The organism is Mesorhizobium sp. M1A.T.Ca.IN.004.03.1.1 (genome assembly GCF_003997555.1).
Classification (GTDB): domain Bacteria; phylum Pseudomonadota; class Alphaproteobacteria; order Rhizobiales; family Rhizobiaceae; genus Mesorhizobium.
In genome coordinates this window covers 36,330-61,849 of record NZ_RZTV01000001.1, presented here as the reverse complement: position 1 = coordinate 61,849, position 25,520 = coordinate 36,330, and the positions used below count along the sequence as shown (strand labels likewise).

At 61.9% G+C, this 25,520-nt stretch carries 23 protein-coding genes, 2 tRNA genes and 1 pseudogene; 16 read left to right on the top strand and 10 right to left on the bottom strand.

Translation table 11 applies throughout. The features are described 5' to 3' along the window. Positions 1-827: 827 nt before the first annotated feature. Both EOD29_RS00315 and EOD29_RS00310 read left to right on the top strand, forming a co-directional pair. Positions 828-1,190, top strand: a complete 363-nt coding sequence (locus EOD29_RS00315) for a hypothetical protein (protein WP_127245656.1) — start codon at positions 828-830, stop codon at positions 1,188-1,190. Then, entirely contained in the window at positions 1,187-2,452 is a 1,266-nt protein-coding gene (locus tag EOD29_RS00310; RefSeq protein ID WP_127245655.1) for a hypothetical protein, read from the top strand. Before EOD29_RS00315 ends, EOD29_RS00310 begins: the two co-directional genes overlap by 4 nt. A gap of 301 nt (positions 2,453-2,753) precedes the next feature. Here the strand turns inward: EOD29_RS00310 and EOD29_RS00300 are convergent, their stop codons facing one another. Beyond that, positions 2,754-2,939, bottom strand: coding sequence for a DUF3606 domain-containing protein (locus EOD29_RS00300; protein ID WP_127245653.1), 186 nt, complete (start codon positions 2,937-2,939; stop codon positions 2,754-2,756). A 674-nt stretch (positions 2,940-3,613) separates the two neighbouring features. Here EOD29_RS00300 and EOD29_RS00295 point away from each other — a divergent pair. Then, positions 3,614-4,303 (top strand): GDSL-type esterase/lipase family protein, encoded by a 690-nt coding sequence (locus EOD29_RS00295; protein WP_206520442.1) that lies wholly within the window; start codon positions 3,614-3,616, stop codon positions 4,301-4,303. Positions 4,304-4,369: 66 nt separating this feature from the next. Here EOD29_RS00295 and EOD29_RS00290 read toward each other — a convergent pair whose 3' ends face one another. Continuing rightward, on the bottom strand, positions 4,370-4,711 hold the full coding sequence (locus EOD29_RS00290; protein WP_245475170.1) for a hypothetical protein: 342 nt from the start codon (positions 4,709-4,711) through the stop codon (positions 4,370-4,372). Between the two features lie 151 nt (positions 4,712-4,862). Here EOD29_RS00290 and EOD29_RS00285 point away from each other — a divergent pair, with 151 nt between their 5' ends. After that, positions 4,863-5,774: an ankyrin repeat domain-containing protein gene (locus EOD29_RS00285; RefSeq protein ID WP_127245650.1), complete on the top strand. Its 912-nt coding sequence runs from the start codon at positions 4,863-4,865 to the stop codon at positions 5,772-5,774. Positions 5,775-5,811: 37 nt separating this feature from the next. Here EOD29_RS00285 and EOD29_RS35755 read toward each other — a convergent pair whose 3' ends face one another. The 4 genes from EOD29_RS35755 to EOD29_RS00270 form a co-directional block, all read right to left on the bottom strand. Continuing rightward, positions 5,812-5,988 (bottom strand): hypothetical protein, encoded by a 177-nt coding sequence (locus tag EOD29_RS35755; protein ID WP_164763673.1) that lies wholly within the window; start codon positions 5,986-5,988, stop codon positions 5,812-5,814. Between the two features lie 441 nt (positions 5,989-6,429). Then, on the bottom strand, positions 6,430-6,996 hold the full coding sequence (locus tag EOD29_RS00280) for a hypothetical protein (RefSeq protein ID WP_127245649.1): 567 nt from the start codon (positions 6,994-6,996) through the stop codon (positions 6,430-6,432). Positions 6,997-7,324: 328 nt separating this feature from the next. Further along, on the bottom strand, positions 7,325-8,698 hold the full coding sequence (locus EOD29_RS00275; protein WP_127245648.1) for a site-specific integrase: 1,374 nt from the start codon (positions 8,696-8,698) through the stop codon (positions 7,325-7,327). A gap of 87 nt (positions 8,699-8,785) precedes the next feature. Beyond that, positions 8,786-8,860: transfer RNA gene (locus EOD29_RS00270), tRNA-Asn, on the bottom strand. Positions 8,861-8,874: 14 nt separating this feature from the next. On the opposite strand from EOD29_RS00270, the gene EOD29_RS00265 reads away from it, so the two are divergent. The 10 genes from EOD29_RS00265 to EOD29_RS00220 all read left to right on the top strand — a co-directional run bounded on the left by EOD29_RS00265 (position 8,875) and on the right by EOD29_RS00220 (position 20,450). Next, positions 8,875-9,075, top strand: a complete 201-nt coding sequence (locus EOD29_RS00265) for a hypothetical protein (RefSeq protein ID WP_127214986.1) — start codon at positions 8,875-8,877, stop codon at positions 9,073-9,075. Next, positions 9,076-9,336 carry a hypothetical protein gene (locus tag EOD29_RS00260; protein ID WP_066999931.1) on the top strand — a complete coding sequence of 87 codons (261 nt, stop codon included), beginning with the start codon at positions 9,076-9,078 and terminating at the stop codon, positions 9,334-9,336. A gap of 177 nt (positions 9,337-9,513) precedes the next feature. Beyond that, positions 9,514-9,587: transfer RNA gene (locus tag EOD29_RS00255), tRNA-Cys, on the top strand. Positions 9,588-9,713: 126 nt separating this feature from the next. Continuing rightward, positions 9,714-10,388: a protein-L-isoaspartate O-methyltransferase gene (locus tag EOD29_RS00250; protein WP_095825620.1), complete on the top strand. Its 675-nt coding sequence runs from the start codon at positions 9,714-9,716 to the stop codon at positions 10,386-10,388. A 181-nt stretch (positions 10,389-10,569) separates the two neighbouring features. Then, entirely contained in the window at positions 10,570-11,964 is a 1,395-nt protein-coding gene (locus EOD29_RS00245) for a TolC family outer membrane protein (protein WP_127214988.1), read from the top strand. 233 nt (positions 11,965-12,197) lie between these two features. Continuing rightward, on the top strand, positions 12,198-13,004 hold the full coding sequence (locus tag EOD29_RS00240; protein ID WP_127245647.1) for a PopZ family protein: 807 nt from the start codon (positions 12,198-12,200) through the stop codon (positions 13,002-13,004). Between the two features lie 220 nt (positions 13,005-13,224). Further along, positions 13,225-16,008, top strand: a complete 2,784-nt coding sequence (locus EOD29_RS00235; protein ID WP_127245646.1) for a valine--tRNA ligase — start codon at positions 13,225-13,227, stop codon at positions 16,006-16,008. Positions 16,009-16,369: 361 nt separating this feature from the next. Continuing rightward, on the top strand, positions 16,370-17,617 hold the full coding sequence (locus EOD29_RS00230; protein ID WP_127245645.1) for an OmpP1/FadL family transporter: 1,248 nt from the start codon (positions 16,370-16,372) through the stop codon (positions 17,615-17,617). A gap of 294 nt (positions 17,618-17,911) precedes the next feature. After that, positions 17,912-19,636: a dihydroxy-acid dehydratase gene (ilvD, locus tag EOD29_RS00225; RefSeq protein ID WP_066999948.1), complete on the top strand. Its 1,725-nt coding sequence runs from the start codon at positions 17,912-17,914 to the stop codon at positions 19,634-19,636. Continuing rightward, positions 19,623-20,450, top strand: a complete 828-nt coding sequence (locus EOD29_RS00220) for a tetratricopeptide repeat protein (protein WP_127216628.1) — start codon at positions 19,623-19,625, stop codon at positions 20,448-20,450. Before ilvD ends, EOD29_RS00220 begins: the two co-directional genes overlap by 14 nt. Before the next feature lie 15 nt (positions 20,451-20,465). Here EOD29_RS00220 and EOD29_RS00215 read toward each other — a convergent pair whose 3' ends face one another. The 4 genes and pseudogenes from EOD29_RS00215 to erpA all read right to left on the bottom strand — a co-directional run bounded on the left by EOD29_RS00215 (position 20,466) and on the right by erpA (position 22,372). Then, entirely contained in the window at positions 20,466-20,741 is a 276-nt protein-coding gene (locus tag EOD29_RS00215) for a hypothetical protein (RefSeq protein ID WP_127216627.1), read from the bottom strand. Positions 20,742-20,821: 80 nt separating this feature from the next. Further along, positions 20,822-21,616 (bottom strand): exodeoxyribonuclease III, encoded by a 795-nt coding sequence (xth, locus tag EOD29_RS00210; RefSeq protein WP_095825616.1) that lies wholly within the window; start codon positions 21,614-21,616, stop codon positions 20,822-20,824. Positions 21,617-21,623: 7 nt separating this feature from the next. Continuing rightward, positions 21,624-22,015: pseudogene (locus EOD29_RS00205) on the bottom strand (VOC family protein). Positions 22,016-22,024: 9 nt separating this feature from the next. Next, positions 22,025-22,372, bottom strand: coding sequence for an iron-sulfur cluster insertion protein ErpA (gene erpA / locus EOD29_RS00200; RefSeq protein ID WP_066999964.1), 348 nt, complete (start codon positions 22,370-22,372; stop codon positions 22,025-22,027). Positions 22,373-22,442: 70 nt separating this feature from the next. Here erpA and EOD29_RS00195 point away from each other — a divergent pair, with 70 nt between their 5' ends. After that, positions 22,443-23,660 carry a deoxyguanosinetriphosphate triphosphohydrolase gene (locus EOD29_RS00195; protein ID WP_067329538.1) on the top strand — a complete coding sequence of 406 codons (1,218 nt, stop codon included), beginning with the start codon at positions 22,443-22,445 and terminating at the stop codon, positions 23,658-23,660. Between the two features lie 60 nt (positions 23,661-23,720). Next, a complete protein-coding gene (gene argS, locus EOD29_RS00190; protein WP_127241594.1) occupies positions 23,721-25,478 on the top strand; it encodes an arginine--tRNA ligase in 1,758 nt (585 codons plus the stop codon). Positions 25,479-25,520: the final 42 nt, after the last annotated feature.

Here is a 25,520-nt window from a genome sequence, read left to right as displayed (position 1 = left end):
GCCTATCTCATTGAAAAATAATATGAAGTCTGGCTGTTGACATCGGTGTTGTGCTGACCGATATGCGCCTTTACGCATACCCGAGTGGTGGGCTTGACCTGACCGCTGAACCCTGAAGACCAACCCGCTTGCAGGCCATTCGGCCCAAGAGCCACCCTTCCAAAACCAGTTGGCTGTCCTGCGAGACAGCTCGGTCGATTGCAGCCATGCCTGACGTGCCTTTAGGGGCCGGCAGCGGGACCGTACGGGGCAAGACGATGATCCCCGGCCGAACCATAGAATGGCAGCGGGCTTGCACCCGAGACCGGCACAGCGCCGGCCGTGCAAGTGCCGCATCAGCCGCCAATCCGGACTAGCCTCCGGAGAGGGTAGCGGAGCCTTGCGTTGAACCAAGGGGGACCGCGAACCGGGAAGGTCAGGACGACCCCCGGCGGCACATGACACAAATCACAAATCAATGGTCGGGAATTCCCGGCCTCTTTCAACTCTTCCGTCCCTCTGTGCTTAGGGGCGGATACAAATGTTAGGAGAATTGAATGCGAACATGTCGCGCTGCACACTGCGGCGCACCGACGTCTTCCCGCTTCAGTGCGCACTGTCGGCGACACAAAAGCCGACTGCGGCGCCAGGGCGATGTCGAGCAGACTGCCATAAGGCGGAGTGAGCTTGCGCCGTACGTCTCCCTCGTCCGGGAGCGCATCGCCAAGAACGCCCATAGTCCCCTCTGGGGCCACTTGGAAGCCCGCTGGGCAGCACTGGCTACCTCGGCAAGGGACACCGCTGGCAACCGTGTCCAGAGCCGATACCAGCGACAAGCGGCGCATGAGGTGCTGAACCTCGACGCCGAATGCTCCGCACGGGACATAGCCGTCACCGCGATGGCGATGTTCCTGTTCTGGAGCGAGAGACCGGAGCGGTTCCTGTCTGATGCCGCCTTCCGCCTCCAACTCGTGAAGCGGGTCCGATCGCTCTCTAGCAGGCATTCCGGCCTTCGCTACGACCACCGAACGGGCAAGCAGGAGCGCGTTTACCGGGAGCTTAGTCCCAAGGCGGGCGTGATCGTCGCCCGTGACCTGACCGCCGCCTTCGGAGGTGCTGGTCTACAACTCGCCGAACTCGAAAAACGTGATCAAGAAAGGAAGCAAGCCATGAGCGATGAGATCAACCAAGCCCTGCGGGAGCTCGTGTGACGACGAGCCTCGAAACACCCCGAGACAAGATGTTCCGGTTTGAGCTTACCACTAAAGGCCCACTTCAGGAACTTGCAGATGACGTCGCGACACTCGTCTTAGCGCATGAAAAGCGCTGCGGGTCCCGCGAACGCCAGAGAAGGCCGGCAGACGCAAAGGCGTTCAAGAGTGCCGTAGACACTATCGTCGCCAACCTAGCTCACTACGCCCTGTTCCCGCCCGAGCAGGGCCGCATTACGCTGCCGCTGGGCCACCGCAAGCGTGCCACGGTGGGCAGGACGGTTGACGGCTTCGGCAAGCCGCTGCCGGCGCTTCTGGGGGCGCTGGAGGCCGTTAGGGTGGCGACCGTGGCAAAGCCGCAGGAGGCCGGGTACGCCACTACAATCGCTCCTACGGCGGCATTTGCAGCGGAGGTGGGATCAAGGGGCATCAGCAGCCCGGACTTCGAGAGAAGGACGGACCTGCCGGCACTGGTCTTGACGCGAAAGGACCAATGGGGCCGACGCGAGCACGTCCCCATCCCACAGACCGACGACGCAGCGTCGAAGGCGGCACAGGTGCGGAAGTTCAATGAGCGTCTTGCGCTTGCCGACGTGGCGTACGTGGGGAACCAGCCAACCGACACCTTTGACCGAACGTTGGTGAGGCGGTTCACGCTGCCCCCAAGTGCGACGACGAGGCTCGCGTACAGCGGCCGTCTCTTCGGAGGCTTCTGGCAGCAGATGAAGAGGACCGAACGGAGGCACATTCGGGTTGAAGGTCATCGGATCGGGGAACTCGACTATGGGCAAATGTTCCCCCGGCTCGCCTATGCCAAGGTCGGGGCTATGCCGCCGGCGGGAAGCCCTTACGACCTGCCTGGAACAGAGGAGTTCACCGACGAGCAACGACGTGCTGTGAAGAGAGGGTTCAACGCTTTCCTCTTCAAGGCCACGACAATGCGCAAGTGGCATCCGGACATCGAGCAAGGGCTGCCTACAGGATGGACAGTGGGCCGCTTCAAGCAAGCTATGTTGAGGAAGCACCCTTTGCTGGCACCGGTCCTGAACCGTGGGATCGGCTATGAGCTGATGTACAGCGAGAGCGAAATCCTATGCCGCGTGCTGGAAAGGACTTTGCTGGAGGACTGCGCCGTTCTCCCCATCCACGATGCTGTTTTGTCACCAATCACCAAGACGCGGGCTATCGCCGAGATCATGGTGGAGGAGGCGGAACGAGTAGCGGGAACTCGCATAATGGTGGCTCTGAAGCCAAGCCACTAAGGTTGACTTACATGGGGAGAGAGAGGGAGGAGCATCCTTCCTTCTCACCCCAACAACCTTTCACTCCACCTCACCTATCTTCCATTGTGGGACCTGTAAGATGCCGAGGACGTGAGGCCCGGTTATGCGTCCATTTCGAGCCGCTGGTGTCCCGGCTGCTCATGCCAGATCACTTGTCGAAGGTCGCGCTTATCGACCACCTGACCGCACACAGGGCAGGCGTAGAAGCAGTCAACCTGCGTCGACATCTCGCTGCCGTGCTGTCTGCCGGTGATGGGTGGCCCAAGATCCGATAGCTTGGTCATCCTCGAAGCTTGTCCGCTTCGCGTTCCAACGTCTTGCGGTCGTTGCCGTGCTGCTTGATCAGCTCGCGGACCTGTTGAACCGTCAGGCCCACCTTGTTGGCGAAGTGCCGGACTTCATAGTCTTCTTCCGCTGACACTCGATCACGGTCCCGGCCGCCGCGCTTGCTCTTGTCGTCTGCCATGCTCGTTCCTCCTCCTTGGCCAAGAGAACAGCAGTCGCGTGGGATTGTTCCACTAGCAGCCGCTAACGGAACCCTTACTAGCATGTTGATGAAGCACTCTCTGCTCCCACCGGCTAAGACCCCCGATATGTACCAGGTCACTTGCCGGGCGGGTCCCGCTCTATTGAACTCGTCCCACGCGGCGCGAAGAAGCAAGTCCACCGCATCCTGTATCTGCCAACGCGAAACGTCGGATAGGTCATCTCGCAGATATGATACTGGTCGTCTGGCGCGGCTTGAACGCGATCTTTGGGAATGAACCACTCCCCGGTCGGAGGATCGTTACGGGAATAGGGCCGAGGCTGTCTGACGTAGTAACCCTCGCGGCTCGATCTGACAGCATTTGGATCGATTGGGTGGCAGTCTCGATTGTCGCAACATCCCCAATGGAAAACGGGGTCGGTCTTGCCGGTGTACCAGCCGTGAGCATTGGCATCGCCAGCCAAGACAGCGAAGATCAAGGCTAGATGCAGTCGCAGCCACCCCATGGATTGAGCCCTCAACTCTCCTTCTGTATAACATATTAGAGTTCTCTAATTGATTGACGAAGGTCGCACTTGCAGACGCAGTGGTCCTATTAACCCGAGCGGAGGATGCTTAAAGCGGCCTCAACGGAGGAGCAGGCAGAGAGGGACATGACAAAAGTGCTAGGGGTTTCGTTTGTTGCCCTTGCGGCAGCTTTCGCAATGTTGGGGCCGACCAGCAACGTGGATGCCGAGGATGCACTACCGATAATCGTCACGCTTGGCGACAGCTATATCAACAGCTATGGAGTAGCCCCCACAGAGACCTTTGCGGCCCGGCTAAAGTCTGCCCTGGCTGCTGCCGGGCGCCCAGCCACGATTGTCGAACTGGGATACAAAGCGACCAGTAGAACGGGTCTGACTTGGCTTGCGGAAACCAAGGATGGACTTGAGCTGCAGGCGAACCCCGCAAACCATGCCGTCATCCTTGAGTTGGGTCAGAATGATTGCGCCCGCATCAAACTGGATGAGACGCGAGCGAACCTCGATCACATTCTGGCCCTCCTCGCCGAGAAGCGCGTGCCAGTGCTGGTGGTGGGTACGGCGGCCTATGACTATTGCTCCTCGGCCCTGTATGCCGGGCATGGGGCTGACTATGCCGGGCCATTTTCAAGGATGTTCTCCGAGCTGGCTACCAAGCATGGAGACTTGCTCTACCCCGACTTCAAGGAAGGCGTGACTGGGCACCCGGAGTTGCTGCAAGCGGACAGAGATCACCCAAATGCGGCGGGAGATGCGATCATCGTTACAAACATGCTCCCCGTGGTCCAGACGCTGCTCGCGCGGATTGGCCATCCTTGAGTACCCGGTGGAGAACGAACGCGCGTCCACGGGATCGCGTGCCTTTTGGAGTGATAAGCAGCCTGCCTAAATCGCATCGGGTGGTGCGAAGAAGCAGTTCTCGTCTTCTTCCGTGGGATGCAGGCAGATGTGGAAGTTGCCATCCTCCGAGGGGATGACGACATCGTACGGCACGAAGTAGCGGTTCTGATGAGTGACCTTTTGATGGTCGCCCGGTCGCAGGATAACCACGAAGCCATCTGGCCGGGGCGTAACAGCTGAACTGGGAATTTTCCCGCAGTCACCAGTTAGCGGGTCGCCGTGGCAGCAAGCTGGTGGATAGCCCCAATTCCGATCCGGGCCGTGGGCCAACGCCGCACTTCCCTCAATTGCCGCAGCCGTGGCGATCACGCCTGCAAAGCACGTCACCTGTCCTATCCCGACCGGATGCATCGACGGGGCCGCCCTCAACGGCAACTGATGTCGCCAAGGTCATGATACACCATTAGGCAAAGCTAATATATGCTAGAAGCGAGCCCCTAACGGGTGTATCTTCTGCTTCTCGGCGGAGGGATGCCGAATGCGGGGCTCACTCACAAGCTTCTTACTCTTGCTTTTTGCCGTCACAACAGCGCATGGCGGTGCGCTCCATGACGCGGCTAAGAGCGGAGACCTCAACGCAATTACGGCGGCGCTCGATGCAGGCGCTGACATCGAGGAGCAGGAGAAGGGGGCAACACCGCTGTTCCTGGCGGTGCGCGGCGGCCACGTCGATGCCGCGGCGCTGCTGATCAAACGCGGTGCCGATGTCAACAAGGAGGCGAAGCTCGGCCGGCCGATGACCGTGGCCGTGCTGAAAAACGCCGCCGACATGATCCGGCTGCTGCTGGCGCATGGTGCCGACGCCAACGACAAGACGCGGGGCGAGCCGATGCTGATCCTCGCGGTCGCGAGTGGCTGCCTCGACTGCGTGAAGGTGCTGGTCGAGGCGGGCGCTGACGTCAACGCCATCTGGGTCCAGGGCGATCCCAATCAACGGCCGAGCATCGTCACGGCCTACCATTTGGCAAAGCATGACGATCATGAGGACATCGCCGCCTACCTTTTGGAGCATGGCGTCGTCATCCTGAAGCCGGAGCCGATTTCCGCCCAACTTGCGAAAGGCGATCCCATCAAAGGCGCGGCCATTTTTGAAAGCACTTGCGCCCCCTGCCATGTCGCGAGGCCAAAGGAACTTCCTACCATCGGGCCGAACCTATGGAACGTCGTCGGGCGCGACAAAGCATCGACGAAGTTCGAGCGTTACTCCAAGACCCTGCTGGGCTGGGAGGGAAACTGGACCTACGAGGACTTGAACATCTTCCTCGCCGGTCCCACGCTCACAACGCCCGGCGTCAACATGGACTTTCGCGGCGTGCCCGAAGAGGCCGACCGGCTTAACGTGATCGCCTATCTAAGAACGCTCGCCGACGCGCCGGTTCCGCTGCCCTAGAGGCGTGCCTCCACCGCACTTGGTTCGAGCCGGCACTTTAGAGGAACATTTCGCCCTCTGCCCGGGGCTCAAAGCAGAACCAGTGCGGTGCCTGCTTCGGCTTGGCAAAGCCCCATCCGGCATCCTTGGCGCAGCCTTCATGTTCGCAGACATGATGCTGGACACCGGGCGGGGTGCCATATTCAGGCTTGGGCAGTCGGATTTCGTCGCTCATGGGCAACAGTGAACGAAATGAGAACAAAACTGTCAAGCGGCCTCTTGACCGGATGGGAATATGTTCTCAATTCGATGTATGCCCGAGCAACCCGAGAAGTGGCCAAGAGGTGCCGCATGGACCCTTACGCATGCCCATGACGCGGGGCAGGTGGCCGGTATCCGCTGCGCCCGCTGTAGCGTCACGCGCTACTACAAGCCGGCAGAGCTTCGGGAGGTGATCGGGAACGTCACGATTGACGAGGTACTGGAGAAGGTGCGCTGCCAAGAGTGCAAAAGCAGGGAGTGGATGAGCGCCCAGCTCTTCCATCCGACTGGAGAGCAGGCGCACACCATCCGTTATAGGCGGCTCGTGGAAATCCGGTGGGAGAAGCGGGTTATCTGGCGGGACGAGTAGCGTCGTAAGGCAAACCCCGGTTGAACGCCGGGGTCTCCCCAAAATTCAGATAAAGCCTAGATTGCGCACCGCCGCAGCTTGCTCCGCCATCATCTTTTCCAGTGCGGCTAAGGAGCCGTAGTGTCGTTTGATCGAATCAAGCTGCAATTGAGCTTGCTTGTTCGCCGCAGCGATCTCATCGAGGAACCTCTGGCCGGGTCCAAAGGCGCGGGTTCTTGCCTCCTCGAATTGTCTGAACTTTTCAGAAGCCTGGGCAAGAAGAGGCGAGGTCAAGGAACTGACGGCCTTCATATGCCGCTGCAATTGTGCGACAGCATCAGGTATCCCGACATGGTTCGTACGCTCGGACTTCGGCGTGGTCCGCGCCGCCGATCTTTTGTGCGCTGCCGCAAGCTGCGCCGCACCCGCGACCCGCCATTTTGCCTGCAATCTGCGGATCATGGCTTCCGGACTGGCGCTCTCCCAATCATTGCGGGCTTTCATAACGCGCCTCATGGCAGCAGTCGGTTTGAGCCCTGGCGTCCTGATCAGCAGATCGGCTATATCTGCCAAGAAGGGCTCATCTTTCATGCCACTGCCTACCGGGCGGCCCCGGCCACGTTTCTCGGTCATCGCAGTTCCTTTCCTTAAGGATGACATGGCCTTGAAGATAGGTGATTTCGTGGTTTGCGCCAGCGAGATGAAATTGCCGTCCCAACTTTTTGACGAGGGTAAATCGCGGCCGAAAGTGCTTCAGCGAGAATAAATCAAAGCACTCCTATTTTTTCTCGCTGTGCACCCGAGCGGTACTTCAGGCAGACAATTATTCTCGCTCACCATCGGCAGTGCTATGGCTGTGTCCGCTGGCTTATGAGCGCCGTTGGGTTCTTTGCCGGCATCCGACCGCCAGAATCCTCGAAGCCGACCCGAACGACCCAACAGTCACTGAACAAGAGCCTACTTACGCTTTCCTCTCGACGCCCAACGCCGCTTTGAGCGCACGTTCGGCCACCTTGAGGCGGGCATCGGCACCCCCATAATCCTCTCCGACGCTTCCGGAGGAATGACCGAGCACGATGTCTTGATCCGCCTTTGATACTCCTGCCAGCCGGAGACGGTCCTTCATGAGATGGCGAAGAGAGTGGGTTGTGACTTTCTGGTCTGGCACAACTGCCCGGACGTGCTTGCCAAGGGCGGCAGAGGCCGCGCCGGGGCCATTCGCCCTGCCACCGTACGCGGGGAACAGCAAGGACTGCCCCACTGCCGCCTTCACCGCCTCCTTAGCTGCGTCGAGCGCAGTACCGACTAACGGGACTTTGCGTCTCGAAACGGCATTCTTGATGCGCCTCTCGTCATGCCATTCGACGGTTATGTGTGGGATCGCGTGGTCAAGATGAACGTCCGAGACACGCAAACCGGCCACCTCGGCCAACCGACACCCGGTCCCCTCCAGTATCTGCCAAATCCGTTGGAGGGACGGATTTCCGAGAGCCAGGATGCGCCCCGTCACGTCCTTCAGTTCCTCCGTCGCGAAGGAACGACGCTTGTCCCGGTCGGGCTCGGCCTTGTCCTTCTGTGCCGCCTCTAGGTACATGAACGGGTTCGCCACGCCTGCCATATCAAATTCTCGGATGGCGTGATTGATCGCGGCTCGAACGACATTCAGGTATCGGTGAACAGAGGACGCTTTTCGCCCGTCCAGCATGTGGTCGCGGACCTCTTTGGCATCCTCCCGCTTAAGGCTAACCAACGTGCGGTCACTTTGGAGCGCCTCACTGACCAGCTTGAAGATACGATCGAGCTCCAGCGTCTTCTTGGCATCTCCCCCCACACGCTCTTTCAGATACAGCTTTCTCGCGTCCTCGATTGTTGGCACAGGGCGGGACAGCTTCCCTCCGCCGGAGAGGATAGCCAGGGCGCGGCCCTCGACCTCCGGAACGCCTACCGGATCTCCACTATCGTCATAAGGGAACGATGAAAGGTAGCTGTCGCGGATCAATGCGGCTGCCTCGGGGTCGCTGGCAGGCAGCGTCCGTTCGCCAATGTGGACAAGCGTGGACGCCAGCTCTTGTGCCCTCCGCTCTGCCATTCGGTGAATTTCCAGCGGCGTCTCCGCAGGGGAGGCCGCGCCGTTACGCCGACGAGCGTCAGCCACAACTCGCTCGAACTCCGCATTGACCTTTGGATAATGGCGGAGAGCCTCCCGCTCCGTGGTGCCGAGGAGGCGCTTGAATTCACCTTGTTTCAGGCGTGCAGCTACGTCTCGGGGAAGCCTTCTGCGGAAATGCCAAGTGCCAGCTTTAGTCAGTACTACGTGCTTCAATACAAGCCCCATCGTGGACCTCCGGTGTACCGGAATGTGGACCGCAGGGAAAGGCTTTGCCTTGAAAACGTTGAGAAATATGGACTTTCGTGTGGAAATTGGCTCCCCGGGCCGGATTCGAACCAGCGACCAACCGGTTAACAGCCGGTTGCTCTACCACTGAGCTACCGGGGAACGGAGGCTCTGACGTGAGTGGCGCAGCCTATAGCAAACACCTTTCGGCTTTGCAAAGCAGCAATTCGCAATTTTTCTGCAGTTTTTCGTGCGGCGATTTGTGGCATCGTCTCGGCGTGCCCACATATGAGCGGCTTGACACCGGCATGGAACAATGCGGCTGGTCGTCCTTTGGTATTTATGACATCGGCCGCGCAGATGGGATCTGGCTTTGAATGACGGCAACTGACGACGATAACCCACCGGCGCGCAAGATCACGGTCTTCGGCCGCGACTTCTCCATGCCGCGCTCGCGGGGATTGCGGATCGCGATCGGCGTGCTGCTCACAATCGGCGGGATTCTGGGCTTTCTGCCAATTCTCGGTTTCTGGATGGTTCCGATCGGCCTGCTGGTCCTGTCCTACGAATTCGCACTGGTGCGACGTCACAGGCGGCGCTTCGTCGTCTGGTGGGAACGCCGCCGCCGGCCGGATTGAGAGCTTTGCAGGGAGAGGGTCCGGCAGGTGCCGCCGACACCATCGGGATCGGCCGCAAGCAATCGGCAACCACTGCCTTCGATGAGGAATGGGAAAGCATCGGGAATGACTTGCCGGTGCTTGACGACCTTTCACCGCCAACATATTGAGTTGCCCCGGAACGCCGGGAGCATGGAAGGCCTCGTGGCGGAGTGGTTACGCAGAGGACTGCAAATCCTTGCACCCCGGTTCGATTCCGGGCGAGGCCTCCAATGCCCGGGCTCCGGCGCTGTCGCGCCGGGGCGCTAGGTTCCGGTCGAATTGGCCCGCGTCATTTGCCTGGAAATCGGAACGGGCGCGGGCAGCGAATTGGGCGCGGGAAGCGGGTTGGTTGGGACATGAACGCTGATTTCTCCGAACGCCGCGTGAAGATGGTCGATGGCCAGATCCGCACCACCGATGTGACCAGCGCGCCGCTGATCGAAGCGATGCTTTCCGTGCCGCGCGAGGCTTTTGTCGGCGCCGGGCAGCGGGACCTAGCCTATATCGACGAGGACATCCGCATCACCGATGGCGTCAGTGGCGGCGGTGCCCGCTATCTGATGGAACCGTCACCGCTCGCCAAGCTTTTGCAATTGGCCGAAATCAGCGACACCGATTCGGTGCTCGATGTCGGCTGCGGCACCGGCTATTCGGCCGCGCTGCTTTCCCGAATCGCAAAATCGGTGGTTGCGCTCGAAAGCGACCCGGCGCTTGCCGAAGCCGCGAAGTCGACCCTTTCCGCACTGGATTGCCAGAACACCACCGTAGTGATCGGGCCGTTACCGCAGGGTCATGCCGCCGCGGCGCCCTATGACGTCATCTTCATCGGCGGCAGCGTCGAGGAGGTGCCCGCGGCATTGCTCGGCCAGCTCGCCGAGGACGGACGGCTGGTTGTGGTCGAGGGGCAGGGCAACTCCGGCGTTGCGCGTCTTTTTGTCAAGGCCGGGGGGGTTGTAACTGGCAGACGCGCATTTAATGCGGCAATTAAGCCACTACCGGGGTTCGAACGTGCTCATGCGTTCGAATTTTGAGCGGTTTTGCCTTGCAGCGAAGGCGCTGTCATGATCGCTTGCGCTTGAACAATCGTTGCTGATTTGCTTCACGTGCATTTTCGGGGGCTGTCAGCGGGGGACGATAAACACGCGGCGCTAGCTGATCCGGAAGGAAAAGGTGCGCGGCGTGGTTCCCATGCAAACGAATGAGGGATAATACGTGCCGCCCCTACACAAGACTTTTCTATCAGCCATACTTGTTTCGGCGACCGCGCTTTCGCCGCTGGCAGCATCCGCCGAAACCATCACCGGTGCGCTCGCCAAAGCCTATCAATACAATTCCCAGCTGAATTCCGCCCGCGCGGGCACCCGTGTCACCGACGAGGGCGTGGCCATCGCCAAGTCCGGCTACCGCCCGACGATCAGGGGATCGGCTAGCATCGACTACACGAGCAGCCGCAACAACAACCTTGGTCAAACCTTAAATATCACTACGGGCAATTTCGGGGTTGAGATCGACCAGACGCTGTTCGACGGCTTTCAAACCAAGAACAATGTCGCCGCCGCCGAAGCGCAGGTCAGGGCCTCGCAAGAAAGTCTCCGCAACACCGAAGAGAACATCCTGTTCAACGCGGCAAGCGCCTACATGGATGTGATCCGCGATCGCCAGATCGCGGTCCTGACCGCACAGAACCTGCAATTCCTGACCGAGCAGGCGCGCGCCGCGCGGTCGCGCTTCGAGGTCGGAGAGGGCACCCGCACCGACGTCGCACAGGCCGATGCCTCGCGGGCGACCGCGGTGGCGCAACTCGCCAGCGCTCGCGCGACGGCGCTGGCAAGCGCTGCGACCTACCACCAGATCATCGGCGACGAGCCGGGCAAGCTCAGGGCTGCCGCGCCGGTTGGAAAGCTGCTGCCGGGAAGCCTCGATTCGGCCTTCGCCATCGCCGCCGCGGAGCATCCGGCCATCCTTGCCACCGAGCATCTCGTCGACGCCGCGGCCTTTTCGGTTAAGTCGGCCGAAGGGGCGCTATTGCCGCAACTTTCCGCCAGTGCCGGGATTTCGAGCCAGTATCGCAACACCTCGCCCGGCGTTTTTGCATCGGCGGGTTCCGAAGGAACGACCAATTCGGCCAATATCGGTGCAACGCTTACCGTGCCGATCTATTCGGGCGGGCGCACCTCTGCGCTGGTCCGCCAATCGAAGGAATCGCTCAGCCAGGCCCGCATCGAGGTCGACGTCAGTCGCGACCAGGTGCGCCAGGCCGTGGCTTCGGCGTGGACGCAATACACCGCCGCGCGCGAAAGCGTGGATGCCAACAGGCAGGTGATCGCCGCCGCGCAACTGGCGCTCAACGGCGTCATCGAGGAACGCAATGTCGGCCAGCGCACCACGCTCGACGTGCTCAACGCGCAGAACGCCGTCATCACCGCCAAGATCAACCAGGCGAGCTCCGAGCGCGATGTCGTCGTGGCGAGCTACGCCATCCTGTCGGCGATCGGCCGCCTGTCCGCCGGCCAACTCGGCCTGGCGGTCACGAAATACAACCCGGAAGAGCACTACAACGCCGTCAAGGACAAGTGGATCGGGCTGCGCACGCCGGACGGCCGCTGAACCTTTGGCATTTCCAGAAGCGCCGCGTGTCCAATGGATGCGCGGCGCTTTTGCATTGGAACCAGACGGTCGGCTGCCGGCGGCGTAGCGAGCTAATCTGTTGAAATCCAACGTCTCCTCAGATTGGGGATTCTCGGATGACGATCGGTCGGTTACGCTGTTCGCATTGATTCGAATTCCGGTCTTGCCGGAATGGAAATCTTGAACAAGTCACAAAGGCGGCGGATGTGACGATGGCGACAGCGAGCAGCGCGCAGCGCGAACCTTCCATGGAAGAGATACTTGCTTCCATCCGAAGGATCATCGAGGACAGCGATACCGGCCGCAAGCAACCGGCGGCGGACAACGGTGACGTTCGCCAGGACCTCCGGCCGACGCCGGCGGCGCAGACGGCCGACCTTGATGCCTTCCGTTCCGAGCTCAACGTCGGATCCGCTCCCAGCAAGCCGGTGAGTCTGGCGGAAATACAGGCCCAGCTTGCGGCGTCCGATCCGACGATCGCCGAGACGAGCCCTGAACCGGTGAAGACCGCGCCTGCTCCCTCCACCCTGGCGGAAGTCGGGGCCAGGGTAGCCGCGGAGCCGGACACCCCGGCGGTTGCGGGGAGCGCGGCGAGCGTGCCGCAAAGTGCCGATACCATCGTCGCCGATTGGCGGCGCGAGATCGCCGCCGTTGGCGGAAGTTCCGTCAAGGCGAAGGTAGCAACTCCGGAAGTGGCGCCCGAAGTCGAGATCGACGAGGAGGATCTTGCGGCGCCAACGGCCGAAACCGCGGCGCCTGGCAACGTTTCGGCGCCATCCTCGTCCGACCTGCCGCCAGCCCGGCCGGCAATCCTGTCCGAGCATGCGGGCCGTCAGGTCGCGGCGGCCTTCGGCGAGCTTTCCGATGCCTTCGCCAGCCGCAGCAAGAAGAGCTTCGACGAGATGGCCGAGGAGATGCTGCGACCGATGCTGCAGGACTGGCTCGACAACAACCTGCCGACACTGGTCGAACGGCTGGTGCGCGAGGAAATCGAGCGCGTGGCGCGCGGCGCGCAGTGATTTCGTCTGAGCTTTCAGTGTAAAAGGGGCCGCCGTCGGGCGGTGCTTTTTATTTCCGCGAAAATGCGGCCGCGCGATTTGTCTTGCGATGAGTAATGGGCTTGCCGCTGATCGCCGCAAGCCTATCTGGGCAAGGCGGGCTCATCCTTCTCGCGGTTGACTCGGCCAAGAGCTTCCGATTTACACCGGACGCTTGTTCCCGACAGTTCGGACTTCCTCCATGCTTGATAAAACCTACGACGCCAAGACCGTCGAGCCGAAGATCGCCAAAATCTGGGAAGAGGCCGATGCGTTCCGCGCCGGCGCCGGCGCGGAGGAAGGGGCGGAAGCCTTCACCATCGTCATCCCGCCGCCGAACGTTACGGGCTCGCTGCATATGGGGCACGCGCTCAACAACACGCTGCAGGATATCCTGGTGCGGTTCGAGCGCATGCGTGGCAAGAATGTGCTGTGGCAGCCGGGCATGGATCATGCCGGCATCGCCACGCAGATGGTGGTCGAGCGGCAGCTGATGGAGAGGCAGATCCATCGCCGCGACCTGTCGCGCGAGGAGTTCATCGAAAAGGTCTGGGAGTGGAAAGCCGAATCCGGCGGCGCCATCTTCAATCAACTGAGGCGGCTCGGTGCCTCGGCCGACTGGAGCCGAGAGCGCTTCACCATGGACGAGGGTCTGTCCAAGGCGGTGCTGGAGGTGTTCGTCACCCTCTACAAACAGGGGCTGATCTACAAGGACAAGCGCCTTGTGAACTGGGATCCGAAGCTGTTGACGGCTATTTCCGACCTCGAGGTCGAACAGCATGAGGTCAACGGCAATCTCTGGCATTTCCGCTACCCGGTCGAAGGCCTCGCGTTCGATCCCGAGAATCCGAAGACGTTCATCACCGTCGCCACGACACGCCCGGAAACCATGCTGGGCGACACGGCGGTGGCGGTTCACCCCGACGACGAGCGGTTTCGCGACCTGGTCGGCGGGAACGTCATCCTGCCGATCGTCGGCCGAAGGATACCGGTTGTTGCGGATGAGTATTCGGATCCGGAAAAGGGTTCCGGCGCGGTCAAGATCACCCCGGCGCATGACTTCAACGACTTTGAGGTCGGCAAGCGCCACAAGCTGCCGGCGATCAACATCCTGACCGTCGAAGCCTACATCAAGCTCAAGGATAACGAGGAGTTCCTTGCAGGTCTTGAAGTGACGCCGCAGCGCCAGGCCGTCTGGGATGAGCTCGACGGGCTGGATCGCTTCGTGGCGCGCAAGAAGATCGTCGAGCTGATGGAAGCGGGCGGCTTCTTGGAAAAGGTCGAGCCGCATCGCCACACCGTGCCGCATGGCGATCGCGGCGGCGTGCCGATCGAGCCGTTCCTCACCGACCAGTGGTACGTCAACGCGGCGGAGCTCGCCAAGCCGGCCATTGCCTCTGTGCGCGAGGGCCGCACGAACTTCGTGCCGAAGAACTGGGAGAAGACCTATTACGACTGGATGGAGAACATCCAGCCCTGGTGCATCTCGCGGCAGCTGTGGTGGGGGCACCAGATTCCGGCCTGGTACGGACCGGACGGACGCGTCTTCGTCGAGAAGACCGAAGAGGAGGCGCTGGCTGCGGCGGTCGAATATTATTTGGCGCTGGAAGGCCCGTGGAAGGCCTGGGTCGAGGACAAGCTTGAAAATTTCAAGCCGGGCGAGATCCTGACGCGCGACGAGGACGTTCTCGACACCTGGTTCTCCTCGGCGCTGTGGCCGTTCTCGACGCTCGGCTGGCCTGACCAGACGCCGGAGCTGAAGACCTACTACCAGACCGACGTGCTGGTGACCGGCTTCGACATCATCTTCTTCTGGGTGGCCCGGATGATGATGATGGGCCTGCATTTCATGAACGAGGAGCCGTTTCACACGGTCTATGTTCATGCGCTGGTGCGCGACAAGAACGGGCAGAAGATGTCGAAGTCGAAAGGCAACGTCATCGACCCGCTCGACCTGATCGACGAGTATGGCGCCGACGCGCTGCGCTTCACCTTGACGGTGATGGCGGCGCAGGGGCGCGACGTGAAGCTCGACCCGGCGCGTATCGCCGGATACCGCAATTTCGGGACCAAGCTCTGGAACGCCACGCGCTTCGCCGAAATGAACGAGGTCGCCAGGAACGACGATTTCTGGCTGCACGACGCCAAGCTCGCGGTCAACCGCTGGATCCTGACCGAGCTGACGCGGGCGGCGCGGGCGATCACGGAGGGCATCACCACCTACCGCTTCAACGAGGCGGCGGGCGCCGCCTATCGCTTCGTCTGGAACTTGTTCTGCGACTGGTATCTGGAACTGCTTAAGCCGGTGTTCATGGGCACGGACGAGGCGGCCAAGGCGGAGAGCCGGGCCTGTGTCGCCTTCGTGCTGGACGAGATCTACAAGCTGCTGCACCCGATGATGCCGTTCATGACCGAGGAGCTGTGGGCGCAGACCGCGGGCGAGGGGAAGGAACGCACCTCCCTGCTTTGCCACGCTGCGTGGCCCGCGCCCGATTTCGAGGATGACGAGGCTGCCGCCGACATCAACTGGCTGGTCGAGCTCGTCTCCGGCATTCGCTCGGTGCGCTCGGAAATGAACGTGCCGCCGGCGGCGATCGCGCCGCTGGTGGTGATCGGCGCCAATGCCATCACGCAGGAAAGGCTGGACCGCCACGCCCAGGCCATCAAGCGGCTGGCGCGTGTCGGCGACATCGCGCTGGTCGATGCGCCGCCGAAAGGCTCGGCCCAGATCGTTCTCAACGAAGCGACCGTCTGTCTGCCGCTCGGCAGCCTGATCGACCTTCAGGTCGAAGCAACGCGGCTGCAGAAGGAACTGGCCAAGGTGACCGAGGAGATCGCCCGCCTGCACAAGAAGCTTTCCAACGAGAAGTTCGTCGCCAACGCGCCGCAGGAGGTGGTCGAGGCAGAGCGCGAAAAGCTCGCCGAATATCGCGAGGCGCAGGAGAAGCTTTCAGTCGCCTTGACCAGGGTCCGAGACGCCGGGTGAACGGCAAGATTCGGCTCCGCTGGAGGGCGCTTTACGAAGCGTCGCTACACTAGGATACGGGCCTGCCGTTGGGTTAATTTTGACGTAAACGGAAAGTTTTGGCCCCATTGTTGCCGTAATGTAACAATGGGGCCCAGTCCGATCAAAATGGCCCGTTTTTGAGCTGTTTCGGACCGTTTTTGCAATTTTTGCTCTCAGTCCGATGCCGAGTGGGCCGCTTTTAAGGCTCAATGGGCGGTCGATGACCATGGCGAAAATACGAGCTGTCAAGGTGTACATGTACAGCTCACGAATTCGTTGTTGCGCCGTTAACCTGAATTGGTTCTAGCTTGCCCCACTTCGTGTTTCGGGAGGGATTTCCATGAACGTTTTGCGGCTCAAAGCACTGCTGGGGGCAGGGTGCTTTTCGCTGGCTTTGATCGGATCGGCGATGCACCCGGCGCATGCCGGCGGCATCGAGCGCGGCGGCTATGACATCGACCTGCTGTTCGATCCGGCGCCGTTCGCGACGGAAGCGGAAGCAACTTATGTAATGCCCAACCGCAAGCTCAAGAACGCGGTGGATACCGACCCGAGCGACGGCAATGTGACCGCGCTTGGCAGTACTGCGAAGGACAGCGAGGACTATTGGGTGCCGCGCATCGGCGTCAAGGCACAGCTTGTCCCTGGCGTCGACTGCATGGTCGACTATTCGCAGCCGTGGGGAGCGCATACCGCTCCGGGCCTCTGGGCTGGTGCCCAATCCAACATGGAAACCGACATCAAGAGCAACAACTACGCGGGTACGTGCTCTTACAAGATGGACGTCGGTAAGGGCCAGCTTCGCTTCATTGGCGGCGTATTTTACCAGGAAGTCTATGGCTTCAAAGAGAGCTTGGTGTCGCCACTGGTTCCCGATTTCCAGGGCACCGGCCGTGTTGATCTGGATAGCAGCGGCTGGGGTTGGCGCGCCGGTATCGCTTACGAAATTCCGGAAATCGCCCTACGCGCCAGCCTCGTCTACAATTCCAAGGTCAAGCTCGACAATATCTCGGGTACGCTTGACCTGACCAATCTCGGGCAGGGCACCACAGCAATCTACGCCCCCACGCAATACATGCCGGATACGGTGGAATTGAAGTTGCAATCGGGCATTGCACCCGGTTGGCTGGCCTTCGGCTCGATCAAGTGGGTCAACTGGAGCCTACTGCAGAGCATTCCGATCTGTTCGCAAGCCTCGCAGGGACTTGCCGCCTGCACCACTGTTTCGCCGTTTCCGATCCGGCTGACGTCTCTTGACCTTATGTATCGCGACGGCTGGACAATTTCTGGGGGTATCGGTCACAAGTTCAACGATCAGTGGGCCGCGGCCGGCCAACTGACCTGGGACCGTGGCACCTCCCACGGCTACGGCTCGCAGACCGACACCTGGACCCTTGGCGGCGGCGTTGCCTATACCCCGAAGCCGAACATCGAGATTCGCCTGGCAGGTGCTATCGGCGTCATGACGAGCGGTCACTCCGGTACGTTGACCGATGAGAATGGCTATGTGGCCGGTACGGACGTCAGCTACGACTTCGGCAACGATCTGGTCACGGCGATCTCGGGTGGCATAAAGATCAAGTTCTAAGTCGCTCCGCATTTCCGCGAAGAAGGCCGGGCACCGCCCGGCCTTTTTCTATTGGGCAATCAACGGCCTGGGCTGGTTGGCCGATCCTGTGTTGCAAATTAGCTGCACAGCCGGCGCTTCAGACGATTGTGACGTTTCAGCAACAGTTTATGAACAACCCCGAAGCTAAAAGGCTAGGCGAGGGAACTGCCCATTTCCCGCCATAAACCCGGAGCAACTCGAGTAGGGTCTCGGGACGCGTGCCAGGTTGGCCCGGCGATGGGACCGGCCGCGGGGTGTGCGGCAAGGACGACGATGGACGCCAAGGCAATCTCCAAGGCCAAGCTGCCAAGCCGCTACGTGACCGAAGGTCCGGCGCGCGCGCCGCATCGTTCATACCTCTACGCCATGGGACTGTCGGCGGCCGAGATCGCGCAGCCGCTGGTCGGCGTCGCCAGCTGCTGGAACGAGGCCGCTCCCTGCAACATCTCACTGATGCGCCAAGCACAGGTGGTGAAGAAAGGCGTCGCGGCAGCCAATGGCACGCCGCGCGAGTTCTGCACCATCACCGTCACGGACGGTATCGCCATGGGCCACCAGGGCATGAAGTCGTCCCTGGTGTCGCGCGAGGTGATCGCCGATTCAGTCGAGCTCACCATGCGCGGCCATTGCTATGATGCGCTGGTCGGGCTTGCCGGCTGCGACAAGTCGCTGCCCGGAATGATGATGGCGATGGTGCGGCTCAACGTGCCGTCTATCTTCATCTATGGCGGTTCGATCCTGCCCGGCAGCTACCGCGGAAGGCAGATCACCGTGCAGGATGTGTTCGAGGCGGTCGGGCAGCATTCGGTCGGCACGATCTCCGATGCCGAGCTGCTCGAGATCGAGCAGGCAGCCTGTCCGTCGGCAGGGTCGTGCGGCGCTCAGTTCACCGCCAACACCATGGCGACGGTCGCCGAGGCGATCGGGCTGGCCTTGCCCTATTCCTGCGGCGCGCCGGCGCCCTACGAAATGCGCGACCGGTTCAATTTCGCCTCCGGCGAAAAGGTCATGGAGCTGATCGCGAAAAACATCCGGCCGCGCGACATCGTTACCCGCAAGGCGTTGGAGAATGCTGCGACGGTCGTGTCGGCCACCGGCGGCTCGACCAACGCGGCACTGCATCTGCCGGCGATCGCGCATGAGGCGGGTCTCAAGTTCGACCTCTTCGACGTGGCAGCGATCTTCGAAAAGACGCCTTATATCGCCGACCTCAAGCCCGGCGGCAAATATGTCGCCAAGGACATGTTCGAGGCCGGCGGCATTCCGCTCTTGATGAAAACGCTGCTCGACCACGGCTATCTGCATGGCGACTGCATGACGGTCACTGGCCGCACTTTGGCCGAAAACATGGAGCACGTTGCCTGGAATGAGAGCCAGGATGTTGTGCGTCCCGCCAATCGGCCAATCACCAAGACAGGCGGCGTTGTGGGCTTGAAGGGCAACCTCGCCCCCGAAGGCGCGATCGTGAAGATCGCCGGCATGTCGGAGCTGAAATTCTCAGGCCCGGCGCGCTGCTTCGATTCGGAAGAGGAGTGCTTCGAAGCGGTCACGCAGCGCAATTACCGGGAGGGCGAGGTTCTCGTCATCCGCTACGAGGGGCCGCGGGGCGGTCCGGGCATGCGCGAGATGCTGTCGACGACGGCAGCGCTCTACGGCCAGGGCATGGGCGGCAAAGTGGCGCTGATCACCGACGGCCGTTTTTCCGGTGCTACACGTGGTTTCTGCATCGGCCATGTCGGGCCGGAGGCGGCGGTCGGCGGGCCGATCGGGCTCATCAAGAATGGCGACGTGATCTCTATCGACGCCGTGAACGGCACGATCGAGGTGGCGCTGTCGGATGCCGAGCTGGCGGCCCGGGCCAAGAAATGGAAGGCGCGCAAGACCGACTATCAGTCCGGTGCGATCTGGAAATATGCGCAGACCGTAGGGTCGGCCCGCGACGGCGCGGTCACCCATCCGGGCGGTGCAAAAGAAACACACTGCTATGCGGACATTTGAGGTGTTGAGGTCATTTCTCTTGCCGGCACTGGTCGCGGTGGCGACCTTGGGCGCCGTCGGGCAGGTCATGGCCTTCGACGACAAGGTGTTCGACGACAAGACCGGGGTCAAGCCGCAGTCGAGCCCGTGGGCGGTGTTCCAGTTCGGCTTCTCCGCCTACAAGAACGGCCACAAGGATCAAGCGGTCGAGGCCTATAAATATGCCGCCGAGAACGGCCAGATCGGCGCCACCTGGAAGCTTGCGCGCATGTATGCCCAGGGCGACGGCGTGGCCCGCGACGACTATGCGGCCTTCAAGTTCTTCTCCGAGATCGTCGACCAGGATGTCGAGCCCGGCTCGCCCGAGGAAAGCTATGTCTCCGACGCGCTTGTCGCGCTCGGCGACTATCTGCGCAAAGGCATCCCCGGCAGCCCGGTCGAGGAGAACGAGGTTGCGGCGCAGGAATACTACATGCGCGCCGCCGCCAACTACCGCAACCCGAACGCGCAGTTCGAGATCGGTCAGATGTTCCTGAAAGGCGAGGGCGGCGTGAAGGCCAGCGTCAAACAGGCCGGGCGCTGGCTGCAACTCGCGGCCGAAAAAGGCCATGCCGGTGCGCAGGCGACGCTGGGCAACCTGTTGTTCCAGAGCGGCAAGATCGTGCGCGGCCTGGCGATGATGACGGCTGCCTTGGAGCGTGCCCCGCCGGCGGATCAGCCCTGGATCCGCAGCATGCAGGAAGAGGCCTTCGCCGCGGCTGGCGAAGCCGACCGCCGCACGGCGATTTCGCTCGCCGACGACATCCTGACCAAGGGCAACAACGGCGACCAGTAGGCCGCAGCTTCGGCTTCAATTTTCGGTAGGTTCCGTCGGCGCCGTGATTGAGGTCGGGTGCAGTTTCGGCGCCTGATTCTCGCCGGGGCAGTCGTCCTGGATCTTCGTCCAGGACGTGTTGTTGAGAACCATGTCGCAGCGGGCGAGGTGACTTTCGCCGGCAATCGTCAGGCAGGCCGTCTCACCGATCTTGAACGATTTGCCGTTGGCAAGACACTCCGGCGCCGCGAGCGCCGGCGCGGCAAACGCCAGCGCAAGGCCGACCGGGCAAAGAACAAATCGGATCGCCATCGAACCCCCGCAACAATCCAGCATCAGACGCGCGATTTGTGGCGACATCAGGGTTCGGCAAGAGCCCGCAAGCAGCGCCTTCAGGCCGGCTGCAAGCGCAGATCGATGGCCACCGGCACGTGGTCGGAAGGTTTTTCCCAGGCGCGGACGTGCTTTTCCACCGAGGCCGACGAGAAGCGGTTGGCGGCTTCGGGAGACAGCAATAGATGGTCGATGCGGATGCCGTTGTTCTTCTGCCAGGCCCCGGCCTGATAGTCCCAGAAAGTATAGACATCGGGCGAATCGGTCACGGCGCGCACGGCTTCCGTGAACCCGAGATTCTTCAGGCGCCGGAAGGCCTGCCGCGTCTGAGGCTGGAATAGCGCGTCACTACGCCAGTTTTCGGGGAACCTGGCGTCGGCGGGCTCGGGGATGACGTTGTAGTCCCCGGCCAGCACCAGCGCTTCCTCGAGCCTCAGCCGCTCTTCCGCCCAGCGCTCTAGCCTCGCCATCCATGACAGCTTGTAGGAAAACTTCCGCTCGTCCTCGACTGGGTTGCCGTTTGGCAGATAGAGGGAGGCGACCCGCAGCGCGCCCTTATCGGTCGAGAAGACGCCTTCGATGAAGCGCGCGTGGTCGTCGGCATCGTCGCCAGGCAAACCGCGATTGACCTCGTCGAAGGGCAGCTTCGACAGGAGAGCGACGCCGTTGAAGCTCTTCTGCCCGTTGGTCTCGACATTATAGCCCAGCGCCTCGATCTCGGCGCGCGGGAACTGGTCGTCGACCGTCTTGATCTCCTGCAGGCACACGATGTCCGGCGCGCTCTCGGTCAGCCAGTGGGTGAGGTTGCCGATGCGGGCGCGAACGCCGTTGATGTTCCAGGTGACGATCTTCATGCGGACCTCAATGTTCTTCCGGCGCAAGGCGCTCGACGAGGCCGATCGTATTGCCTGCCGGATCCTTTAGAAAGGCCATCCATTCGCTTTCCCCCGCCGGACCGAACCGGCCCTCGGTGTCGCGATGGACCAGCGCCGGCGACGCGGTGAAAGGAACACCGGCGGCTTTCGCCTCAGCATGGAAGGCCTCGAGGCCGGCAATATCGAGATAGACGGTGCCGGGGGCACGCCGTCGCCAAAAAACAGCCGCACGCCGCCCGCGATGATGAAGGCGATGCCCGGCGGATCGTAGCGCGCATGCACGCTCATGCCGAGCACATCGTGCCAGAAAGCCAGCGTTCTATCGAGATCGCGCCCGGCCGACAGCGCGACCTGACGGACCGCGCCGACCGTGGGCATGGCGGCCCGCTAGACGGAGAAGCTGGTGCCGCAGCCGCAGGAGGCGACGGCGTTCGGGTTTCGGATCTGGAAAGACTGACCCATAAGGTCATCGACGAAATCGATCACCGAGCCGCCCATATAGACCAGCGAGAGGTCGTCGATAAGGATCGTGGCGCCATCCTTCTCGATGGCTACGTCGTCGTCGTTGCGACTATCGACGAGATCGAACTTGTAGGAGAAGCCGGAGCAGCCGCCGCCTTCGACGGAAACGCGCAAGGCATTCTTGCCCGGCTCGCCGGCCAGAATCCTGGCGATCCGCTTCGCGGCCGCTTCGGTCATTTCGACCTTCATGGCAGTCTTGGCATCCGCGCCCATCGGCGTCACCTTGCTTTCGGTTTCCCATGATAGGTATGAAGCGGACGGGGGCAAGTCAACTGGTGGGCGAATGGGCAAGGATGCTCTCGGTGAGATCGGTTTCGGCTACCGGCCGCGCGCCGTTTACGCGAGCGATCCGGCGCGCTCGCGCGGCCGCCTGTTCGATGAGCCGGAAAGTCCGACCCGGACGCCATTCCAGCGTGACCGCGACCGCATCATCCATTCCACCGCCTTCCGCCGGCTGAAGCACAAGACGCAGGTGTTCATTGCGCATGAGGGCGATCACTACCGCACCCGGCTGACGCATTCGATCGAGGTGGCGCAGATTGCCCGCGCCCTGGCACGCGCGCTGCGCGGCGACGAGGATCTGGCTGAGGCAGTGGCCTTGGTGCACGATTTCGGTCACACGCCTTTCGGCCATACCGGCGAGGAGGCGCTGAACGAAAAGATGGCCGGCTGGGGCGGCTTCGACCATAACGCGCAGTCGTTGCGCGTCGTCACCCGGCTCGAGCGGCGCTACGCCGAGTTCGACGGGTTGAACCTCAGCTGGGAGACGCTGGAAGGGCTGGTCAAGCATAACGGGCCGCTTACCGATGCAAGCGGGAAGGGGCTCAAGGGCCCCGTGCCGCAGGCGATCCGCGACTATTCCGCACTGCACGACCTCGAGCTCGACCGCTTCGCCGGCATCGAGGCGCAGTGCGCCGCGATCGCCGACGATATCGCCTACAACACGCATGACATCGACGACGGCCTGCGTGCCGGCCTGCTGACGCTGGACATGCTGGAAGACATCGGCCTGCCGGGCTCGATCCTGAGTGGCGTGCGCGCCCGCTACCCACAACTCGACGACGTTCGCACCGGCCACGAGCTGATGCGGCGGCAGATCACGCTGATGGTGGAGGATGTTATTGCTGCCGCTACCGACAATATCGAGCGCCTCAAGCCGGACAGCGCCGATGCGGTGAGGGCCGCGGGTGAGACGATGGTCACCTTCTCGGCCGAAATGGCGGCAGCCGAAAAGGAGCTGAAGGCCTTTCTTTACAAGCATCTCTACCGGCATGCCGAAGTGATGCGCGTGCGGGCCGACGCCGAGCAGATCGTCCGCGACCTGTTCGATGTCTATTTCGCCGACCCGCGCGCCATGCCGGACGGCTGGCGCGAAGGGCTCGACAGGGCGCAGGATCGCATCAAGGCGCGCAGCGTCGCCGATTTCCTGGCCGGAATGACCGATACCTATGCGCTCAAGGAGCACAGGCGATTGTTTGACCATACGCCGGATTTGGGCTAGGGCGAGCCACGATTTTGTCGGCCAAGCAGCCGGTCCCTCTTAAAGCCCAGAGCATACCCGATGAATATCTTCGCCGATTTCAACGCGCGGATCGTAAGAGCCGTCGAAGCCCTTGATCTGAAGGACAAGGATGGCGGAGCGCTGGATCTGTCGCGCATCGCGGTCGAGCCGCCGCGCGACGCCAGTCATGGCGACCTTGCCACCAATGCGGCGATGGTGCTGGCAAAGCCCACCGGCCAGAACCCGCGCGCGCTGGCCGAGCAGCTGACCGCAGCGCTGCGCAGCGATGCCGACATCGCTTCCGCCGATGTTGCCGGCCCGGGCTTCGTCAATCTCCGGCTGAAGGACGGCTTCTGGCAGGCGCATTTGGCAGTGCTGCTCGGCGAGGGCCGCAACTATGGCCGCTCCAAAATCGGCGGCGGCCGCAAGGCCAACGTCGAGTATGTCTCGGCCAATCCGACCGGCCCGATGCATGTCGGCCATTGCCGGGGCGCCGTCGTCGGCGACACTTTAGCCAACCTGATGGCCTTCGCCGGCTACGATGTGACCAAGGAATATGTCATCAACGATGCCGGCTCGCAGATCGACGTGCTTGGACGCTCGACCATGCTGCGCTATCGCGAGGCGCTCGGCGAAGCAGTCGGCGAGATTCCGCCAGGCCTTTATCCAGGCGACTATCTGATACCCGTCGGGCAGGCGCTGGCCGAACAGTTCGGCCTCGGCCTGCTGGAGATGCCGGAAGACGAGGCGCTGGCGATCGTCAAGGATCGCACGGTCGACGCGATGATGGCGATGATCCGCGAGGATCTGGCGCTGCTCAACGTGCATCATGACGTGTTCTTCTCCGAACGCACGCTGCATGCCGACAACGCCAAGAAGATCCGCGCGGCAATCGCCGACCTGACGCTGAAGGGCCATATCTACAAGGGCAAGCTGCCGCCGCCGAAGGGCGAGAAGCCGGACGACTGGGAAGACCGCGAGCAGACGCTGTTCCGCTCGACCGCGGTCGGCGACGACATGGACCGGGCGCTGGTGAAGTCGGACGGCTCGTTCACCTATTTCGCCGCCGACGTCGCCTATCTCAAGGACAAGGTCGAGCGCGGCTTCGTCGATCTCATCTATGTGCTCGGCGCCGACCATGGCGGTTACGTCAAGCGGCTCGAAGCGCTGGCGCGCGCGGTCGCCGGCGACACGGTCAAGCTCACGGTCCTGCTCTGCCAACTGGTGAAGCTGTTCCGCGACGGCGAGCCGGTCCGGATGTCGAAGCGGTCAGGGGATTTCGTCACGCTGCGCGACGTGGTGGAGGAGGTCGGCCGCGACCCGATCCGCTTCATGATGCTCTACCGCAAGAATGATGCGCCGCTCGATTTCGACTTCGCCAAGGTCACCGAGCAGTCCAAGGACAATCCGGTGTTCTACGTGCAATACGCTTCCGCGCGCTGCCACTCGGTGTTCCGGCAGGCGAGCGAGCAATTGGGCGAAGCGAATTTCGACCGCGACCGGCTTGTGGCTTCGGTTGCGTCGCTGACGGACGAGGGCGAAATCGGCCTGATCCGGAAACTCGCTGAATATCCACGGCTAATCGAATCCGCGGCGCTTGCGCTGGAGCCGCACCGGCTGGCATTCTACCTCTACGATCTGGCGTCGAGCTTCCACGCACACTGGAATCGGGGCACCGACAACCCAGACTTACGTTTTGTTAAGGTTAACGACCCACAATTGACGTATGCCAGACTGGGGCTGGTGCAGGCTGTTTCGGATGTTTTGACCTCCGGCCTGACGCTGATAGGAGCTGATGCGCCTACCGAAATGCGTTAGGTTTGACTAAAAAGCCTGTCACCTTTTGCCCACATTGCGCTG

What these genes read in the sequence shown, in the direction of transcription:
- EOD29_RS00230 (WP_127245645.1), top strand. Translation starts at nt 16,370, where the DNA reads ATGAACGTTTTGCGGCTCAAAGCACTGCTGGGGGCAGGGTGCTTTTCG.
- EOD29_RS00220 (WP_127216628.1), top strand. Translation starts at nt 19,623, where the DNA reads ATGCGGACATTTGAGGTGTTGAGGTCATTTCTCTTGCCGGCACTGGTC.
- EOD29_RS00275 (WP_127245648.1), bottom strand. Translation starts at nt 8,698, where the DNA reads ATGGGGCTTGTATTGAAGCACGTAGTACTGACTAAAGCTGGCACTTGG.
- EOD29_RS00215 (WP_127216627.1), bottom strand. Translation starts at nt 20,741, where the DNA reads ATGGCGATCCGATTTGTTCTTTGCCCGGTCGGCCTTGCGCTGGCGTTT.
- EOD29_RS00195 (WP_067329538.1), top strand. Translation starts at nt 22,443, where the DNA reads ATGGGCAAGGATGCTCTCGGTGAGATCGGTTTCGGCTACCGGCCGCGC.
- erpA (WP_066999964.1), bottom strand. Translation starts at nt 22,372, where the DNA reads ATGGGCGCGGATGCCAAGACTGCCATGAAGGTCGAAATGACCGAAGCG.
- EOD29_RS00250 (WP_095825620.1), top strand. Translation starts at nt 9,714, where the DNA reads ATGAACGCTGATTTCTCCGAACGCCGCGTGAAGATGGTCGATGGCCAG.
- argS (WP_127241594.1), top strand. Translation starts at nt 23,721, where the DNA reads ATGAATATCTTCGCCGATTTCAACGCGCGGATCGTAAGAGCCGTCGAA.
- xth (WP_095825616.1), bottom strand. Translation starts at nt 21,616, where the DNA reads ATGAAGATCGTCACCTGGAACATCAACGGCGTTCGCGCCCGCATCGGC.
- EOD29_RS00240 (WP_127245647.1), top strand. Translation starts at nt 12,198, where the DNA reads ATGGCGACAGCGAGCAGCGCGCAGCGCGAACCTTCCATGGAAGAGATA.
- EOD29_RS00260 (WP_066999931.1), top strand. Translation starts at nt 9,076, where the DNA reads ATGACGGCAACTGACGACGATAACCCACCGGCGCGCAAGATCACGGTC.
- EOD29_RS00295 (WP_206520442.1), top strand. Translation starts at nt 3,614, where the DNA reads ATGACAAAAGTGCTAGGGGTTTCGTTTGTTGCCCTTGCGGCAGCTTTC.
- EOD29_RS00280 (WP_127245649.1), bottom strand. Translation starts at nt 6,996, where the DNA reads ATGACCGAGAAACGTGGCCGGGGCCGCCCGGTAGGCAGTGGCATGAAA.
- EOD29_RS00285 (WP_127245650.1), top strand. Translation starts at nt 4,863, where the DNA reads ATGCGGGGCTCACTCACAAGCTTCTTACTCTTGCTTTTTGCCGTCACA.
- EOD29_RS00300 (WP_127245653.1), bottom strand. Translation starts at nt 2,939, where the DNA reads ATGGCAGACGACAAGAGCAAGCGCGGCGGCCGGGACCGTGATCGAGTG.
- ilvD (WP_066999948.1), top strand. Translation starts at nt 17,912, where the DNA reads ATGGACGCCAAGGCAATCTCCAAGGCCAAGCTGCCAAGCCGCTACGTG.
- EOD29_RS00235 (WP_127245646.1), top strand. Translation starts at nt 13,225, where the DNA reads ATGCTTGATAAAACCTACGACGCCAAGACCGTCGAGCCGAAGATCGCC.
- EOD29_RS35755 (WP_164763673.1), bottom strand. Translation starts at nt 5,988, where the DNA reads ATGAGCGACGAAATCCGACTGCCCAAGCCTGAATATGGCACCCCGCCC.